At 72.7% G+C, this 17,350-nt stretch carries 18 protein-coding genes; 10 read left to right on the forward strand and 8 right to left on the reverse strand.

The features are described from left to right. Nucleotides 1-31: 31 nt before the first annotated feature. Nucleotides 32-415, forward strand: a complete 384-nt coding sequence (locus ACWGSR_RS21320; RefSeq protein ID WP_376233422.1) for a hypothetical protein — start codon at nt 32-34, stop codon at nt 413-415. On the opposite strand, the gene ACWGSR_RS21325 is transcribed toward ACWGSR_RS21320, so the two are convergent. Further along, on the reverse strand, nt 378-1,094 hold the full coding sequence (locus tag ACWGSR_RS21325) for an IclR family transcriptional regulator (protein WP_453568169.1): 717 nt from the start codon (nt 1,092-1,094) through the stop codon (nt 378-380). The genes ACWGSR_RS21320 and ACWGSR_RS21325 overlap by 38 nt on opposite strands. A gap of 85 nt (nt 1,095-1,179) precedes the next feature. Here ACWGSR_RS21325 and ACWGSR_RS21330 point away from each other — a divergent pair, with 85 nt between their 5' ends. Beyond that, nucleotides 1,180-1,830, forward strand: coding sequence for a nitroreductase family protein (locus ACWGSR_RS21330; protein WP_376233428.1), 651 nt, complete (start codon nt 1,180-1,182; stop codon nt 1,828-1,830). A 15-nt stretch (nt 1,831-1,845) separates the two neighbouring features. On the opposite strand, the gene ACWGSR_RS21335 is transcribed toward ACWGSR_RS21330, so the two are convergent. The 6 genes from ACWGSR_RS21335 to ACWGSR_RS21360 all read right to left on the reverse strand — a co-directional run bounded on the left by ACWGSR_RS21335 (nt 1,846) and on the right by ACWGSR_RS21360 (nt 7,790). Further along, on the reverse strand, nt 1,846-3,021 hold the full coding sequence (locus tag ACWGSR_RS21335; protein WP_453568172.1) for a serine hydrolase domain-containing protein: 1,176 nt from the start codon (nt 3,019-3,021) through the stop codon (nt 1,846-1,848). Between the two features lie 251 nt (nt 3,022-3,272). Beyond that, complete coding sequence (locus ACWGSR_RS21340) at nt 3,273-3,944, reverse strand: response regulator transcription factor (RefSeq protein ID WP_453568173.1); 672 nt, start codon at nt 3,942-3,944, stop codon at nt 3,273-3,275. Beyond that, the gene (locus ACWGSR_RS21345; protein ID WP_376233435.1) at nt 3,941-5,107 is read right to left on the reverse strand and encodes a sensor histidine kinase; all 1,167 of its coding nucleotides are present in this window, start codon (nt 5,105-5,107) and stop codon (nt 3,941-3,943) included. The genes ACWGSR_RS21340 and ACWGSR_RS21345 overlap by 4 nt, the downstream gene beginning before the upstream one ends. Further along, nucleotides 5,107-5,910: an SAM-dependent methyltransferase gene (locus ACWGSR_RS21350; protein ID WP_376233438.1), complete on the reverse strand. Its 804-nt coding sequence runs from the start codon at nt 5,908-5,910 to the stop codon at nt 5,107-5,109. Before ACWGSR_RS21350 ends, ACWGSR_RS21345 begins: the two co-directional genes overlap by 1 nt. A 1-nt stretch (nt 5,911) precedes the next feature. Continuing rightward, nucleotides 5,912-6,598 (reverse strand): glycerophosphodiester phosphodiesterase, encoded by a 687-nt coding sequence (locus ACWGSR_RS21355; protein WP_376233441.1) that lies wholly within the window; start codon nt 6,596-6,598, stop codon nt 5,912-5,914. Nucleotides 6,599-6,758: 160 nt separating this feature from the next. Next, nucleotides 6,759-7,790 carry an adenosine deaminase gene (locus tag ACWGSR_RS21360; protein WP_453568176.1) on the reverse strand — a complete coding sequence of 344 codons (1,032 nt, stop codon included), beginning with the start codon at nt 7,788-7,790 and terminating at the stop codon, nt 6,759-6,761. Between the two features lie 75 nt (nt 7,791-7,865). Here ACWGSR_RS21360 and ACWGSR_RS21365 point away from each other — a divergent pair, with 75 nt between their 5' ends. Further along, entirely contained in the window at nt 7,866-8,537 is a 672-nt protein-coding gene (locus ACWGSR_RS21365; protein WP_376233445.1) for a DUF4190 domain-containing protein, read from the forward strand. A 190-nt stretch (nt 8,538-8,727) separates the two neighbouring features. Here the strand turns inward: ACWGSR_RS21365 and ACWGSR_RS21370 are convergent, their stop codons facing one another. Next, on the reverse strand, nt 8,728-9,276 hold the full coding sequence (locus ACWGSR_RS21370; protein WP_453568178.1) for an NADAR family protein: 549 nt from the start codon (nt 9,274-9,276) through the stop codon (nt 8,728-8,730). A gap of 175 nt (nt 9,277-9,451) precedes the next feature. Here ACWGSR_RS21370 and ACWGSR_RS21375 point away from each other — a divergent pair, with 175 nt between their 5' ends. The 7 genes from ACWGSR_RS21375 to ACWGSR_RS21405 all read left to right on the forward strand — a co-directional run bounded on the left by ACWGSR_RS21375 (nt 9,452) and on the right by ACWGSR_RS21405 (nt 17,252). Continuing rightward, the gene (locus tag ACWGSR_RS21375; protein WP_453568180.1) at nt 9,452-10,966 is read left to right on the forward strand and encodes a gamma-aminobutyraldehyde dehydrogenase; all 1,515 of its coding nucleotides are present in this window, start codon (nt 9,452-9,454) and stop codon (nt 10,964-10,966) included. A gap of 49 nt (nt 10,967-11,015) precedes the next feature. Further along, nucleotides 11,016-12,263, forward strand: coding sequence for a polyamine ABC transporter substrate-binding protein (locus tag ACWGSR_RS21380; RefSeq protein ID WP_453568182.1), 1,248 nt, complete (start codon nt 11,016-11,018; stop codon nt 12,261-12,263). A 44-nt stretch (nt 12,264-12,307) separates the two neighbouring features. Then, nucleotides 12,308-13,477: an ABC transporter ATP-binding protein gene (locus ACWGSR_RS21385; protein ID WP_453568184.1), complete on the forward strand. Its 1,170-nt coding sequence runs from the start codon at nt 12,308-12,310 to the stop codon at nt 13,475-13,477. Next, entirely contained in the window at nt 13,474-14,406 is a 933-nt protein-coding gene (locus tag ACWGSR_RS21390) for an ABC transporter permease (RefSeq protein ID WP_453568186.1), read from the forward strand. The genes ACWGSR_RS21385 and ACWGSR_RS21390 overlap by 4 nt, the downstream gene beginning before the upstream one ends. Continuing rightward, nucleotides 14,406-15,203: an ABC transporter permease gene (locus ACWGSR_RS21395; protein ID WP_376233458.1), complete on the forward strand. Its 798-nt coding sequence runs from the start codon at nt 14,406-14,408 to the stop codon at nt 15,201-15,203. Before ACWGSR_RS21390 ends, ACWGSR_RS21395 begins: the two co-directional genes overlap by 1 nt. Before the next feature lie 36 nt (nt 15,204-15,239). Next, a complete protein-coding gene (locus ACWGSR_RS21400) occupies nt 15,240-16,658 on the forward strand; it encodes an NAD(P)/FAD-dependent oxidoreductase (RefSeq protein ID WP_453568188.1) in 1,419 nt (472 codons plus the stop codon). 114 nt (nt 16,659-16,772) lie between these two features. Beyond that, nucleotides 16,773-17,252 (forward strand): hypothetical protein, encoded by a 480-nt coding sequence (locus ACWGSR_RS21405; RefSeq protein ID WP_453568190.1) that lies wholly within the window; start codon nt 16,773-16,775, stop codon nt 17,250-17,252. Nucleotides 17,253-17,350 lie beyond the last annotated feature (98 nt).

The following is a 17,350-nucleotide window of genomic DNA, read 5'->3' on the forward strand; positions in this document are numbered from 1 at the left end:
AACGCGTTCAGGGCGGGCGTGCGCTGTCCCCATGAGCGACACGAACGGGCCGAGAGCCCTTCTCGGGCGCATCCGCGGTCGGCTGGTCCTCTTCGTCGTCTGTCTGGTCCTGAGCGGGCTCACCGCCTTCCCGCTCGTCACCGAACTCCGGCTCCTCGACTCGGCGTTGACCGGCTGGGCCGCGCCCGTCGCCGACGCCCTCCCCGGGCTCGCCGAGTTCGGCACGATCGCCTGCGTCGGCATCATCCCGCTCGCCCTGATCTGCGGCCCGATCCGGGACATCCCCTTCTGGTGGTCGGTCGTCGACATGTCCTTCGGCGTCTTCGGGATCCTGCCGCTGCTCCTCGTCCGGCGGCTGATCAAGCGCCTGGAGGCCGTCACGGCGACGGCGGCTCCGGAGGCCGTACCCGCGTAGCCGCCGCGCGGACCGCCGCCGCCACCCGGTCCAGGGGGACGCCGGTGGGGACGGTCACGCCGAGCGCGGCGACCGGCCCCGCCGGGCCGCGCAGCGGGGCCGCCACCGTCACCTCGCCGAGCCGGTGCTCCTCCGCGCAGACCGCGAGCCCCGCCGCGCGGATCCGGTCGAGCTGCCGGGCCAGGACTCCCGGCACCACCACCGTGTGGCGGGTGTGGCGGACGAGCTCCGCCGGGGAAGCGGCCAGCAGCACCTTCCCGTACGCCGTCGCGTGGGCCGGCAGCCGCTCCCCGCTCACCAGGCACAGCACCCCGCCGGCCGGCGGACCCTGGAGCACCGCCACGTCCGCGTGACCGCCCGTCCGGGCCCCGAGGGCCCGCAGCGCGGGCAGCGCCGCGTCCAGGAGTCCGCGCGGACAGGGCGCCGCCGCGCCCAGCGCCCGCAGCCGGAGCCCCAGCCGGTACGTGCCGTCCGCGCCCCGCTCCAGACCGCCCCAGGCCACCAGCTCCCGCACCATGCGCAGCGCCGTCGGGGCCGGGAGCCCCGTCCGCGCCGCGATGTCGGTGAGCCGCAGCGCCACCGGGCCCCCGCCCTCGAAGGCGCCCCCGCCCTCGGAGGCGCCCCCGCCCTCGAAGGCGTCGAGCACCGAGAAGAGCCGCCCCGCCACGCTCTCGCCCATGACCCCGTCCCCACCCCTTCGCCGGGTTTCACTCAGTGGAAGCCCGGACTTCCCGTCCCCGCCCGGCCCGTACGAGGCTCAACGCATGAACCTCGGTCTCGCTTCCGACGCCCTGCTCTCCACCACCCGCGCCGTCCGCCACCGGCTCGACCTCACCCGGCCCGTGCCCCGCGCGCTCCTGGAGGAGTGCGTCGACCTCGCCGTCCAGGCCCCCACCGGCCGCAACCGGCAGCGCTGGCACTTCGTGATCGTCACCGACCCGGCCCGCCGCGCCGTCCTCGCCGACCTGTGGCGGGCCTCCCTCGCCGTGCCCGGCGCCCACCAGCCGCTGCCGGACCGGGACGTGCGCCGGGCCGAGGTCGCGCCCGGCGTGATGGACCGGGTGTACTCGGGCGTCGGACACCTGCACCGGCACCTGCACGAGGTGCCCGCCTACGTCATCCCCTGCGTCGAGGGGCGGACCGAGGGCGCCTCCGTCACCCACCAGGCCGGCACCTGGGGCTCGATCCTGCCCGCCGCCTGGAGCTTCATGCTCGCCGCCCGCGAGCGCGGCCTCGGCACCGTGTGGACCACCGGGAACCTGCCCCTGGAAAGGGAGTTCGCCCGCTTCCTCGGCATCCCGTACGAGGAGGTCATGCAGGCCGCGTTCATCCCCGTCGCGTACACGATCGGCACCGACTTCCGGCCCGCCCGGCGCATCCCCCGCGAGCGGGTCCTCCACTGGGACGGGTGGTGAGGGGACCGTCCGCGGTCAGTCCGGCAGGCCGTACGCCGCCACCATCACGTTCAGCACGGTCGGGGCCGTGTCCCGGCCCTTGGCGTCGGTGGAGTTGACGCTGTGGACGAGGGTCCGGGAGCCGTCCCGGGTCGAGGCGATCGCCGCGTTGTACCCCCAGCGACCCCCGGTCTTGCCCCACACCTCGCGCCCGCCGAGCCGCTTCATCGACAGACCGGCGGAGTACGCGGCCGGGTCGCCGGTCGTCAGGTCCGTCACCTTCGGCAGCGTGAACATCTCCTCCAGGAGCGGTCCGCGCACCACCCGGCCCGCGAACAGCGCCCGGGTGAACCGCTCCAGGTCCACCGTCGTCGAGACGAGGTCCCCGGCCGCCCAGGCGTCCGACGTCCCCCACACCGAGACGTCCCGCAGGCCGGTCGTGCCGTCGTCCAGCCGCATCGTCTGGTAGCCGTGGTTGTGCGGTCCGGAGATCCCGGCCGCCCCGCCCGGGAGGTACGTGTCCCCCAGACCCAGCGGGCGCAGGATCCGCCGCTCCACCTGACGCTCGTACGAGTCGCCCGTGACCCGCTCCACGATCAGCCCGGCGATCGTGTAACCGATGTTCAGGTAGTGCTGCCGGGTGCCCGGCCGGAACTCGCGCGGCTTCGCCGTCGCCGAACGGACCAGCTCCTCGGGGGCGTGCACGTCGAAGCGGTGCTCGTACCACTCCTCCACCGTCCCGCCCGGGAGGTCGGGGGCCGGGATGCCGTGGGTGTGGTTCAGGAGCTGCCGCACCGATACTCCCGCGTAACGGGCGGGGATCAGGTCCGGCAGGTACGCGCGGGCCGGGCGGTCCAGGTCGATCCGGCGCTCGGCGGCGAGCTGGAGGACGACCGCCGCCGTGAACACCTTGGTCACCGATCCGGCCCGGAAGCGGGCGGCCGGGTCCGCCGGGGCGCCCGACTCCAGATCGTGGACGCCCGAACTCCCCTGCCAGGAACCCTCCGTGCCGCCGACGCGGACCAGCGCGGCCGTCGCGTCGGCCCGGGGGAGGCCCACGATCGCCGCCGCCATGGCCTTCGCCAGGTCGGCGTCCCGGGTGGGCCGGGCGGTCGCGACCGGCTGCGCCGCCGCGGCCGGGCCGAGCGCCGGTCCGGCGGCGACGCCCAGGACCAGGGCGGCGGCGAGCAGGGTGCGGGTGGATGCGCGCATGAGGGTCAACTCCATGGACGAGAGACGTTGTTGCCGAGAGCTCCATCCTGCTGACCGGGGACGTTCCGGGGATCGCCCGCACGGGCGGTCCTCCGGCGGCGGCCCTCTCACCGGCACGGGGGAGGGACGCCCGCCCGTCTCCCCCGCGCGGGGGAGGAGCCGGGGCCGCTCGGAGCCGGGATCGCCCGGGGCCGGGCCGCTCGGAGCCGGTGGGGGCCCGGGGCCGGGCCGCTCGGGACCGGGCAGGTCGCTCAGGGCCGGGGCGTCCCCGCCGCGACGAGACCCGTCTCGTACGCGCAGATCACCGCCTGGATCCGGTCCCGCAGGCCCAGCTTCGCGAGGACGTTGCCCACGTGGGTCTTCACCGTGTGGTCGCTGACCACCAGCTCCGCCGCGATCTCCGCGTTGGACAGGCCCCGCGCGAGCAGCAGCAGCGTCTCGCGCTCCCGGGCCGTGAGGACGTCGAGGCGCGGATCGGGACCGGGCGCCGTCCGGCGCGGGCCGCCCGCCGTGTACTGCTCCACCAGGCGCCGGGCCACCGACGGCGCGAGCAGCGAGTCGCCCGCCGCCACCACCCGGACCGCGTGCACCAGGTCGTCCCGCCGCACGTCCTTGAGCAGGAACCCGCTCGCGCCCGCGTGCAGCGCCTCGTACACGTACGCGTCGGTGTCGAAGGTCGTCAGCATCACCGTCCGGCAGCCGGACTCCGCGCAGATCGTCCGGCAGGCCTCGATGCCGTCCGTCCGGGGCATCCGGATGTCGAGCAGCGCCACGTCGGGGGAGTGGCGGCGGACCGCCTCGACGGCCTCCGCCCCGTCCCCGGCCTCCGCCACCACCTCGATGTCCGCCTGCGCGTCCAGGATCATCGCGAAACCGCTGCGCACCAGCTCCTGGTCGTCCGCGACCACCACCCGCACCGTCATGCTCCCGCCTCCACCGACGCCGTCGCCGCGGGCACGGGCAGCAGGACCCGCACCTCGAACCCCTTCCCGCCCGGGCCGGGACCCGTCTCCGCCGTCCCGCCGTGCGCGGCGGCCCGCTCCCGTATGCCCACCAGGCCGTGCCCGCCGGAGCCCGGCCGCGGACCGCGCCCGTCGTCGGTGACCGTGACCCGCAGGACGCCGTCCGCGTGGGCGAGCCGTACGCCGACGGTGCGGGCGCCCGCGTGCCGGACCACGTTGGTCAGCGCCTCCTGCACGATCCGGTAGACGCTCGCGCCGGTCGCCGCGGGCAGCGCCCGCACCCCGCCCTCCGTCGTGTAGTCCACGGCGAGACCGCCCGCCCGCACCCGCTCCACCAGGCCCGGGATCGCGGCGATGTCCGGCTGCGGCGCGCGCGGGGCCGCCGCCTCGCCGCCCTCGCGCAGCACCCCCAGCATCCGCCGCAGCTGGTCCATCGCGTCGCGGCCCGTCGCCGAGATCGCCTCGAAGGCGGCCTCGGCGCGCTCCGGGGCCGCCCGCACCGCCACCGGACCGGCCTCCGCCTGCACGACCATCAGGCTCACCGCGTGCGACAGGACGTCGTGCATCTCCCGGGCGATCCTGGCCCGTTCGCGCGCCGCGGCCCGCTCGGCCTCGACCCGCTGCGCGCGCTGCCGGGCGTCCGTGAGCCGCCCGAAGACGTAGGCGGCGGCGAACACGAAGAGCGAGAAGGTCAGTTCGCGCGCCGACCGGGTGTTGAGGCCCACCGACACCGGCACCGCGACCACCAGCAGCCCCGCCGTGACGAGCCGCTGCCGCGCGGGCGAGAGCGCGGCGACCGTGTAGACGGCGACGAGCCCGGTGTACGGCAGCGGCTGCCCCGGCCCCTCCACCGCCAGGCGGTACAGGGCGCTCGTCGCCAGGATCGCGAGCAGCACGCCCAGCGGCGCACGTCTGCGCCAGACCAGCGGCAGCACGGTGAGCGTCATCAGCCCGTACGCGGGCCAGGTCGCCGGCGGGAGTTCGGGCGGGCGCGGCACCACGAACGGCATCGTCACCGCCGCCTGGACCAGGAGCGCGATCCCGGCGTCCACCGCCCACGGGTTGCCCGCGCCCCAGGTCCGCGCCCGCTCCCAGCCGTTCCGCACGTCCCCCCGTACGCCCATTACGGCTTGCGGCCCACCGCGCCGAGCTGCGCCACCACGTCGCCCTCCTCGGAGCGCCAGCGGGAGCAGGAGACGATGCCCGGTGCGAGGAGGTCGAGGCCGTCCAGGAAGGAGGCGAACTCGGCGCGGGTGCGGGCGGTGATCGGCGGGGTCGCGTTCTCGTTCCAGAAGGCCATCGCGGCCTCGTTGCCCTCGCCGCCGAGCTCCGGCTCCAGGGTCGGGTGGGTGAGGACCAGGAAGCTGCCGGAGGGGACGGCGGCCATCAGGGTCCGCACGATGGAGCGGGCCTCGTCCGTGTCCATCACGAAGTTGAGGATGCCGAGCATCATCACCGCGACCGGGCGGGAGAGGTCCAGGGTGGCCGAGGCCGCCGCGAGGATCCGTTCCGGGTCGTGCGCGTCGGCGTCGACGTACTCGGTGACGCCCTCCGGCGCGCTCGTCAGGAGCGCGCGGGCGTGGGTGAGGACGATCGGGTCGTTGTCGACGTAGACGATCCGGGCGTCGGGGGCGGCCCGCTGCGCCACCTCGTGGGTGTTGTCGGCGGTCGGCAGGCCGGTGCCGATGTCCAGGAACTGCCGGACGCCCTCCTCGGCGGCCAGGTGGGTCACCACCCGGCCGAGGAACGCCCGGTCCGCGCGCGCCACTTCGCCGATGCTCGGGTAGAAGCCGGTGACCTGCGCGCCGACCGCGCGGTCCACCGGGTAGTTGTCCTTGCCGCCCAGCCAGTAGTTCCACACGCGGGCGTTGTGGGCGATGTCGGTGCGGATCCGGTCGTTGACGCTGTCGTTCACGCTGTCGTTCACCTCAGGAGTCCTCTCGCAGGACGGCGGCGAGGGCGTCGACGCGGTTCGTGGTGATCGCGTCCGCCCCGTTCATGATCAGCTTACGCATCGTGCGCTTCGTGTCCGCCGTCCAGGCCGACAGGAGCAGCCCGTCCCGGTGCACCCGCTCGCCCAGCTCCCGACTCACCAGGCCGAAGCGGTAGTTGAGCCAGCGGGGGCGCACGGCGTCGAGGAGCACCGGCCGGGGCGGGGCGAGCGAGGTCCAGGTCAGGGCGATCTCGGCGGCCGGGTCGGCGGCCCGCACCTGGAGCATGGCGACGGTCCCGGCGCAGTAGTAGACCCGCTCCCCGGCCCCGCACTCGCGGACCGTGCCGACGATCTTCCGGACCGAGTGCTCGTTCCCGCCCGGCAGGTCCAGCATCAGCCGGTGGTCCCCGGCGGTGAGCAGCGCCTCCCGCAGGGTCGGCACCCCGCCCGCCGTCACCTCCTCCACCTGCGCGTGCGTGAGCGCGGAGAGCGCCCGGTCCGGGCCCCACAGGCGCTTGAGGGTGTCGTCGTGGAGGAGGACGGGCACCCCGTCCCTCGTCAGCCGGACGTCGACCTCGACCGCGTCCGCGCCCCGTTCGATCGCCGAGGAGATCGAACGGAGCGTGTTCTCGCGGAAGCGGTACGGGTCGCCGCGGTGACCTACGACAGTGACGGATCGCATGGGGCCATTGTGGCCGGGGACGACCGCCGGTGTCGTCGGCGCACGGGCCCCGGCGGCCTCCCGTGTCGCCGGCGCGCCGGCCGCGCGGGGACGCGCGCGGACCGCCGCCGGCTTCGTCGGCGCGCCGGTGCCGCGCGGATCCCGGCGCCCTCCCGTGACGTCAGCGCGCCAACCACGCCTCGGTGTACGCGTCGATCTCGGCGGCGATCCGGGCCTTGCCGGCCTCGTCCAGGAAGGAGGCCTCCACCGCGTTCTTCGCGAGGGCGGCGAGACCGCGCTCGTCGAGGTCGAGGAGCCGGGCGGCGACCGCGTACTCGTTGTTCAGGTCGGTGCCGAACATCGGCGGGTCGTCGCTGTTGACGGTGACGAGGACCCCCGCGTCCACCATCCGCCGGAGCGGGTGCTCGTCCAGGGTGGCGACGGCCCGGGTGGCGATGTTGGAGGTCGGGCAGACCTCCAGGGCGATCCGGTGCTCGGCCAGGTACGCCAGGAGCTCCGGGTCCCGCACGGAGCTGGTGCCGTGGCCGATGCGCTCGGCGCCCAGGTCGCGGATCGCGTCCCAGACGGTCTCCGGGCCGGTCGTCTCGCCCGCGTGCGGGACGGAGCGCAGACCGGCCGCCCGGGCCCGGTCGAAGTACGGCTTGAACTGCGGGCGCGGCACGCCGATCTCCGGGCCGCCGAGGCCGAAGGAGACCAGGCCCTCCGGGCGCAGCCCCTCGGTCGTGGCGAGCCGCGCGGTCTCCTCGGCGGCTTCGAGCCCGGCCTCGCCGGGGATGTCGAAGCACCAGCGCAGGACCGTGCCGAACTCGGCCTCGGCCGCCTTGCGGGCGTCCTCGATCGCGTCCATGAACGCGTTCTCGTCGATGCCGCGGCGGGTGGAGGAGTAGGGGGTGATGGTCAGCTCGGCGTAGCGGATGTTCTGCCGGGCCATGTCCCGGGCGACCTCGAAGGTCAGCAGCCGGACGTCCTCGGGGGTGCGGACCAGGTCGACGACCGACAGGTAGACGTCGATGAAGTGCGCGAAGTCGGTGAACGTGAAGTAGTCGGCCAGGGCCTCCGGGTCCGTGGGGACCTTGGAGTCCGGGTGCCGGGCCGCGAGCTCGGCGACGATCCGGGGGGAGGCGGAGCCCACGTGGTGGACGTGCAGCTCGGCCTTGGGGAGGCCCGCGATGAAGGGGTGCAGATCGGTCATCGGGTCATCGTAGGCCGGACGGTTCCCCCGCAGGAGTGAGGCCGTAGCATGACGTGACCACGATGGGGGAGGCCCATGTCTGACAACCGAGACCAGCAGCCGGGCGGCTACGACCCGGCGGACCCGTGGGCTCCGCCGAACCGCGACGGGGTGGAACTGAGCAAGCCGGCGGCGCCGTCGCCCCCGCCGGTGCACGACCAGCAGACCGTCACGTCCATGCCGGCGGCGCCCGGCCCCGGCGGCGACGTCCCGCCGCCCCCGGTCGCGCCCGGCGGCCCGGCGGCGCCCGGCGCGTACGGCTATCCGGCGGACACCTCCGGGGGCTACGGCTACCCGACGGCCCCGACGCCCATGACCACCTCCGGGTACGGCTACCCCGGATACCCGGGATACGGCGGCCAGCCCGGCTGGCAGCAGCCCCCCTCCAACGGCATGGGCACGGCGGCGATGGTGCTCGGCATCATCTCGGTCGCGGGCTTCTGCCTGTACGGCCTGGGGGCGCTCCTCGGCATCCTGGCCCTGATCCTCGGCATCATCGGGGTGAAGAAGGCGGGCCGGGGCGAGGCGACGAACCGGGGCATGGCGGTCGCCGGCATCGTGCTCGGCGCCATCGGCACCCTGATCGGCGCGGTCTTCCTCGGCTTCTTCATCTGGGCGATCGCCCAGGACCCCTCGACCTTCGAGGACTCCGGCAGCTACGACGAGGACCCGTTCGCGTCGTCCCTGGTGCTGGAGATCACCCGCTGAGGCTCCCCGTACACACGGGTGAGGGCCCCGCACCGGCTTCCGGTGCGGGGCCCTTCCCCTTCGGTGTCAGGAGCCTTGGAGCCCTTCCCCTTCGGCGTCAGGAGCCCCGGAGCCCTTCCCCTTCGGCGTCAGGAGTCCCGGGGCCCTTCCCCTTCGGTGTCAGGAGCCCCGGGGCCCTTCCCCTCAGGCGTCAGGAGTCCCGGAGCCGCTCCCGCGCCTCCATGAGGGCGAAGCCCAGGAGGTTGAGGCCGCGCCAGCGGGCCGGGTCATGGGCGCCGGGGTCGGTCGCGGCGAGTCCGATGCCCCAGATCCGGTCCACCGGACTGGCCTCCACCAGGACCCGGCCGCCGGTGCCGAGCAGATACGCGCGCAGGGCGCCGCTCGACGAGAACTTGTGGACGCTCCCCTCGACGACGATCCCGAACCGCTCCCGCTCCCACACCGCGTCGTCGAAGTCCCGCACCAGCCGGCCCGCGTTCTTGGCCTCCGCCGGGGTGCGGGCGGTCAGCGCGGCCCGCTCGGCGTCCGCGTCCCCGAAGAGCCGGGCCTTGGCCGCCATCATCCAGTGCTCGGCGGTCGCGTAGGCCACCCCGTCGACCACGAAGGGCGACGGCCACCACTGGCTCAGACAGCTCGCCGAGAGGTGTCCGTCCGGGTGCGGACGGTGACCCCAGAAGTGCAGCCACTTCACCCTGTCACCCCTGCTGACCTGCTGTGTCAGCTCCTCGATCGCGCTCATGCATGCGAGTCTGGCATTCGCCACGGACACTCCGTACGGAGATTTTCCGGCGGCCTCGACACATGGTCGACCGAATCCGTCGCGTAACCAAAAGGCAACAACGGAATCACTTGTTGGGTAGTCGTCCCTCTGTCAGGATCGGCACTCAATTCGAGCTGGGACAACGGAGAGCGTCATGGGCAACCGCTTCCAGGTGACGGACCGCTTCGCGGACGGCGCACAGTACATCGGCGGCGAGCTCCGCCCCGGAACGTCCGGCGAGGACCACCACGTGATCGACCCGGCGACCGGGAAGACCGTCCATACCTACGCGCTCGCCTCCACCGCCGACGTGGACGCGGCCGTCGCCGCCGCCAAGGCCGCCTTCCCGGGCTGGGCGGGCGCCACCCCCGGCGAGCGCTCCGACGCCCTGCACCGCTTCGCCGGCGTCCTCGCCGAGCGGGCCGAGGACTTCGCCCGCGCCGAGTCCCTCCAGTGCGGCAAGCCGCTGAAGCTCACCACCGAGTTCGACGTGCCCGGCACGGTCGACAACACCGCCTTCTTCGCCGGGGCCGCCCGCCACCTCCAGGGCCAGGCCGCCGCCGAGTACTCCGGCGACCACACCTCCTACGTGCGGCGCGAGCCCCTCGGCGTCGTCGGCTCCATCGCCCCCTGGAACTACCCCCTCCAGATGGCCGCCTGGAAGATCCTCCCGGCCATCGCCGCCGGCAACACGATCGTCCTGAAGCCGGCCGAGCTCACCCCGCTCACCTCGTTGATGTTCGCGCAGGCCGCGACCGACGCCGGCATCCCCGACGGCGTGATCAACATCGTCAACGGCGCGGGCCGGACCGTCGGCGAGCACCTCGTCGGCCACCCCGACGTCGTCATGACCTCCTTCACCGGCTCCACCCCGGTCGGCAAGCGGGTCGCCGAGATCGCCACCGCCACCGTCAAGCGCCTCCACCTCGAACTCGGAGGCAAGGCCCCCTTCGTCGTCTTCGACGACGCCGACCTGGAGGCCGCCGCCCACGGCGCCGTCGCCGCCTCCCTCATCAACAGCGGCCAGGACTGCACCGCCGCCACGCGCGCGTACGTCCAGCGCCCGCTCTTCGACGCCTTCACCACCCGCGTCGCCGAACTCATGGAGTCCGTACGGCTCGGCGACCCCTTCGCCCCGGACACCGACCTCGGCCCGCTGATCAGCCACGCCCAGCGCGACCGGGTCGCCGGCTTCGTCGACCGCGCCCGCGGCTACGCCACCGTCGTCACCGGCGGGGAGGCCCCCGGCGGGGACCTGAAGGACGGCGCCTACTACCGTCCGACCTTGATCACCGGCGCCGCGCAGGACAGCGAGGTCGTGCAGTCGGAGATCTTCGGCCCGGTCCTGGTGGCCCTGCCCTTCGACACCGACGACGAGGGCATCCGGCTCGCCAACGACACCCCCTACGGCCTCGCCGCCTCCGCCTGGAGCCGCGACGTCTACCGGACGGGACGGGCCACCCGGGAGATCAAGGCCGGCTGCGTCTGGGTCAACGACCACATCCCGATCATCAGCGAGATGCCCCACGGGGGAACCCGGGCCTCGGGCTACGGGAAGGACATGTCGGTGTACTCCTTCGAGGAGTACACGCAGGTCAAGCACGTCATGTACGACAACACCGCGGTCGCCGCGAAGGACTGGCACCGCACGATCTTCGGGGACCGATAGCCGACCGTCGCCCGACCGGCGACGCAACCCTCCCGAAAGGGCACAGCGCATGGAGCAGTACGAGCCCGACCGCCTCTCCGCCGCCCAGCTCGCGGCGATACGGCGCAGCCTGACGAGCGGCCGGGGCGCCCTCAGCCGCCGTTCGGTGCTGCGCGCGGGCGGCGTCGGCGCGCTCACCGCCGGCGGCCTCGCGTCCCTGAGCGCCTGCGGCATCCCGCCCGCCAAGCGGGAGGGCCAGGGCACCGCCTCCACCGACGACTCGGCCAAGGAGAAGACCGTCGCCTTCTCCAACTGGACCGAGTACATGGACGTCAGCGAGGACGAGAAGTCCCGCCCCACCCTGGAGGCGTTCGAGAAGCGCACCGGGATCAAGGTCAAGTACACCGAGGACATCAACGACAACGTCGAGTTCTTCGGCAAGATCAAGCCGCAGCTCGCCGCCGGCCAGGACACCGGCCGCGACCTCATATGCGTCACCGACTGGCTCGCCGCCCGGATGATCCGGCTCGGCTGGGTGCAGAAGCTCGACCCCGCGAACCTCCCCCACGCCTACACCAACCTCTCCGCCCAGTTCCGCAACCCCGACTGGGACCCGGGCCGCGCCCACTCGTACCCCTGGACCGGCATCTCCACCGTCATCGCGTACAACGTCAAGGCGACCGGCGGGAAGAAGGTCGACTCGGTCACCCAGCTCCTGGACGACCCCTCGCTCAAGGGCCGGGTCGGCTTCCTCACCGAGATGCGCGACACCGTCGGCATGACCCTGCTCGACCTCGGCAAGGACCCGGGCGCCTTCACGGACGCCGACTTCGACGCGGCGGTCGGCCGCCTCCAGAAGGGCGTCGACAAGAAGCAGATACGCCGCTTCACCGGCAACGACTACACGTCCGACCTCGACAAGGGCGACATAGCCGCCTGTCTCGCCTGGGCCGGCGACGTCATCCAGCTCCAGGCGGACAACCCCGACATCCGCTACGCCATACCGGCGGCCGGCTACATCACCTCCACCGACAACCTGCTCGTCCCCGCGCAGTCCCGGCACAAGACCAACGCCGAGAAGCTCATCGACCACTACTACGAGCTCCCCGTCGCCGCGCAGCTCGCCGCGTACATCAACTACGTCTGCCCCGTCGACGGGGTGAAGGACGAGCTCGCCAGGATCGACCCCGAACTCGCGGACAACACGCTGATCCTCCCCGACAAGGCCATGGCGAAGAAGTCGCGCGCCTTCCGCTCGCTCACCGGCGCGGAGGAGACGGCGTACGAGGAGAAGTTCGCCAAGCTCATCGGCGCCTGAGTCCGGCCTCGTCCACCCCTCTCACTCCCCCGGGACCACGACCCATGACTGACAAGACTGCTCACACCGGAAAGAACACTGGCGGCGGCGACGTCCGTCTCACCGGGATCAGCAAGACGTACGGCTCCTTCACCGCCGTCCACCCGCTCGACCTGACCGTCCCGCAGGGCTCCTTCTTCGCCCTCCTCGGCGCCTCCGGCTGCGGCAAGACCACCACCCTGCGCATGATCGCCGGCCTGGAGGACCCCAGCACCGGCACCGTCTTCCTCGGCGACACCGACGTCACCGACCTCCCGCCCTACAAGCGGCCGGTCAACACCGTCTTCCAGTCCTACGCGCTCTTCCCGCACATGGACATCACCGAGAACATCGCCTTCGGCCTGCGCCGCCGCGGCATCAAGTCGGTCAAGAAGCAGGTCGACGAGATGCTGGAGCTCGTCCAGCTCGGCGACAAGGCCCGGCACAAGCCGCACCAGCTCTCCGGCGGCCAGCAGCAGCGCGTCGCCGTGGCCCGCGCCCTCATCAACCACCCGCAGGTCCTCCTCCTCGACGAGCCGCTCGGCGCCCTCGACCTCAAGCTGCGCCGCCAGATGCAGCTGGAGCTCAAGCGGATCCAGACCGAGGTCGGCATCACCTTCGTGCACGTCACCCACGACCAGGAGGAGGCCATGACCATGGCCGACCAGGTCGCGGTGATGAACGGCGGCCGGGTCGAGCAGCTCGGCGCCCCCGCCGACCTGTACGAGAACCCGCGGACCACCTTCGTCGCCAACTTCCTCGGCACCTCCAACCTCATCGGGGCCGAGGTCCTGGAGACCGGTTCCGAGGTGCTCGTCGCGGCGGGCGGCGGCAAGCTCCGCCTCCCCGGCGACCGCTGTACCCCCGCCGTCCGGGCGGGCGGCAAGCTGCTCGTGGGCGTCCGCCCCGAGAAGATCTCCCTCACGCACGCGGACGACGCCGGCGCGATAGCCGACGGCCGCAACCGCGTCACCGGACGGATCGCCGACTCCTCCTTCATCGGCGTCTCCACCCAGTACGTGGTGAACAGCCCGGCGGGCGCGGAGCTCCAGGTGTACGAGCAGAACATCGAGCGCGACACCCGGCTCGTCCCGGGCGCCGAGGTGGTCCTGCACTGGAACCCGGCCCATACGTTCGGGCTCGACGCGGACCAGGCCATCGACGCGGGCGTGGAGAGCGTGGAGGACGCCGGATGAGCGCCCCCGTTCTCACGAAAGAGGCGCCGGAGTCGGCCGAGGAACCGGTTCTGCGCAAGCCCGCCACCCGCAAGCGGCTCGTCCCCTACTGGCTGCTGCTCCCCGGCATCGTCTGGCTGCTCGTCTTCTTCGCGCTGCCGCTGGTCTACCAGGCCTCCACCTCGGTCCAGACCGGCTCCCTCGAAGCCGGCTTCCAGGTCACCTGGCACTTCCCGACCTACTGGGAGGCCCTCCAGGAGTACTGGCCGCAGTTCGTCCGCTCCCTGCTCTACGCCGGGACCGCGACCGTCCTCTGCCTGCTGCTCGGCTACCCGCTCGCGTACCTGATCGCCTTCCGGGCCGGCCGCTGGCGCAACCTGGTCCTCGTCCTGGTCATCGCCCCCTTCTTCACCAGCTTCCTCATCCGGACCCTGGCGTGGAAGACGATCCTGGCGGACGACAGCGTCGTGGTCGACGCGCTGAACGCGCTGCACGTCCTCGACGTGACGAGCTGGCTCGGCTGGACCGAGGGCGACCGCGTGCTCGCCACCCCGATGGCGGTCGTCTGCGGCCTCACGTACAACTTCCTGCCCTTCATGATCCTGCCCCTCTACACCTCCCTGGAGCGGATCGACGGGCGCCTCCACGAAGCCGCGCAGGACCTGTACGCCTCCCCGGCGACCACCTTCCGCAAGGTGACCTTCCCGCTGTCGATGCCCGGCGTCGTCTCCGGCACCCTGCTCACCTTCATCCCGGCGAGCGGCGACTACGTGAACTCCGAACTGCTCGGCTCGACCGACACCAAGATGGTCGGCAACGTCATCCAGTCGCAGTTCCTGCGGGTCCTCGACTACCCGACGGCCGCCGCGCTCTCCTTCATCCTCATGGCGATCGTCCTGGTCATGGTCACCGTCTACATCCGCCGCGCCGGAACGGAGGACCTCGTCTGATGCGCTGGATCCGCAAGAACCTCGTCGTCGTCGCGGGCCTGCTGACGCTCGCGTACATGATCCTGCCGAACCTCGTCGTGATGGCGTTCTCGTTCAACAAGCCGAACGGGCGCTTCAACTACTCCTGGCAGAAGTTCTCCCTGGACGCCTGGAAGGACCCCTGCGGCGTCGCCGACATGTGCCAGTCGCTGTCGCTCTCGCTCCAGCTCGCCGCCTGGGCCACCCTCGGCGCCGTCGTCCTCGGCACGGCGATCGCCTTCGCGCTGGTCCGCTACCGCTTCCGGGCGCGCGGCGCGATCAACTCGCTGATCTTCCTGCCGATGGCGATGCCCGAGGTCGTCATGGCCGCCTCGCTGCTCACCCTCTTCCTCAACATGGGGATCGAGCTGGGCTTCTGGACGGTCCTGATCGCCCACATCACCTTCTGCCTGTCGTTCGTCGTGACGGCGGTCAAGGCCCGGGTCATGTCCATGGACCCGCGCCTTGAGGAGGCCGCCCGCGACCTCTACGCGGGGCCCGCGCAGACCTTCCTGCGCGTCACCCTGCCGATCGCCGCCCCCGGCATCGCCGCCGGCGCGCTGCTCGCCTTCGCGCTCTCGTTCGACGACTTCATCATCACCAACTTCAACGCGGGACCCTCCACGGTCACCTTCCCCATGTTCGTCTGGGGCTCGGCGCAGCGTGGCACACCCGTTCAGATCAACGTCATCGGCACCGCGATGTTCGTCCTCGCGGTACTGGTGGTCATGGCCGGGCAAATCATTACGAACCGGCGCAAGAAAACAGCAACAGCCTGAGCGAAGGCCGCCCAGGCACCGAAGGAGTTGGAAACCATGGCCCCAGTCGCCATGCGTCTCGCCGCCCAATCTCTCTCCGACGCCCAGCCCGTCCCCTTCTGGCTGGAAGACCCCGGCAAGCCCGGAGCCCTGCCCGCCCTCACCGGCACCGAGAAGTGCGACCTCCTCGTGGTCGGCGGCGGCTACAGCGGCCTGTGGACCGCGCTCCTCGCCAAGGAGCGCGACCCCTCCCGGGACGTCGTCCTGATCGAGGGGCGCGAGGTGGGCTGGGCCGCCTCGGGCCGCAACGGGGGCTTCTGCGCGGCCTCCCTCACCCACGGCTTCGGCAACGGTCTCGCCCGCTGGCCGGGCGAGCTGCCGAAGCTGGAGGAGCTGGGCGAGCGGAACCTCGACGCCATCGAGGAGGCCGTCGTCCGCTACTCCCTGGACTGCGACTTCGAGCGCACCGGCGAGATCGACGTGGCCACCGAGCCGTACCAGGTCGAGGAGCTCCACGAGGTGTACGGGGAGCTCGACCGGCTCGGCCTCGCCGACGGCGTCGACCTCCTCGACCGGGACGCGGTGCGCGCCGAGGTCGACTCGCCGACCTTCCTCGGCGGCCTCTGGGACCGCCGCGGCGTCGCCATGCTGAACCCCGCCAAGCTGGCCTGGGGCCTCAAGCGGGCCTGTCTGGGCCTGGGCGTCCGGATCTACGAGAACACCCCCGGCCTTGACCTGGTCTCCGTCGGCGCCGGCACGGGCGTGCGCACCCCGTACGGCAGGGTCCTCGCCCGCCGGGTCGCGCTCGGCACCAACGTCTTCCCGTCCCTGGTCAAGCGGGTCCGGGCCTACACGGTCCCGGTCTACGACTACGCCCTGACGACCGAGCCGCTCAGCGCCGAGCAGCTCGCCTCGATCGGCTGGAAGAACCGGCAGGGGCTCGGCGACTCCGCCAACCAGTTCCACTACTTCCGGATCACCGCCGACCACCGGATCCTGTGGGGCGGCTACGACGCGATCTACCCCTTCGGCGGCAAGGTCAGCGCCGAGAGGGACCACCGCCCCGAGACGTACCTCAAGCTGGCCGAGCACTTCTTCCACTGCTTCCCGCAGCTCGAAGGGCTCCGCTTCAGCCACGCCTGGGGCGGGGCGATCGACACCTGCTCCCGCTTCTCGGCCTTCTTCGGCACGGCGCACAAGGGGAAGGTGGCGTACGCGGCCGGGTTCACCGGCCTCGGCGTCGGCGCCACCCGCTTCGGCGCCGACGTGATGCTCGACCTGCTCGCGGGGGAGCGCACCGAGCGGACCGAGCTGGAGATGGTCCGCTCCAAGCCGCTGCCGTTCCCGCCCGAGCCGGTCGCCTGGGCCGGCATCGGCCTCACCAAGTGGTCCCTCGCCCGCGCCGACGAGAACGGCGGCCGGCGGAACCTGTGGCTGAAGGCGATGGACCGCCTGGGCCTGGGCTTCGACAGCTGAACCCGTCGCGTGACGTACGTCACAGCCGACGGGTAGCCGAAACCGCGTAAGAGAAGCCGTCCTCCCCGCTCTCTCCGTGTGGACACCGTGTCCACACGGAGAGAGGACGTCACGATGACTGGTACGGGGGCCACGGGCGCCAGGAGTGCGGTGGAGTGGCTGCTCTCGGCCGCGCCCGATCCCGACGCGTGCCGCTGGGAGTGGGAGCGCAGCCCGCACGGGGTCGCGCTGCTGCCCGCCGGCGTGCGGTGGGACGTGCTGATCCTGCCGGCCGGACTCGGCTATCCCACGCTCGACGTGCTGACCCGCCTGGTGGGCCGGCCGGGCCCGGTCCTGGCCGACTTCGGCGACGCCCGGATGGGCTTCTTCGTCCCGCCGGGCACCGCCGCCCGCTGGCTCGGCACCGGGATCCGCAGCGCGGGCGCCGGGACCTGGATCGTCGTCCCGCATCCGGGCCGGGCGTCCGGCGCGGTGCGCTGGCTGGTGGTCCCGGACGGCACCGGAGCCCTCACCGACGCCGCGCTCCTGGAGCTGGCGATGCACGAGGCGGCGGGCCGACTGGCCCGGGGGGAGGGGGTGGTGGACGGGGGCTGAGCGAAGGAGCCGCGCGGACAGAGGTCTTGACCACTCGATTGGTCTGGACCATGCTGTGGCGCGCTCCCTTCGATTCCCCCACCGCTCCATCTCCCCTT

The sequence above is a fragment of the Streptomyces sp. NPDC055632 genome, assembly GCF_053618675.1.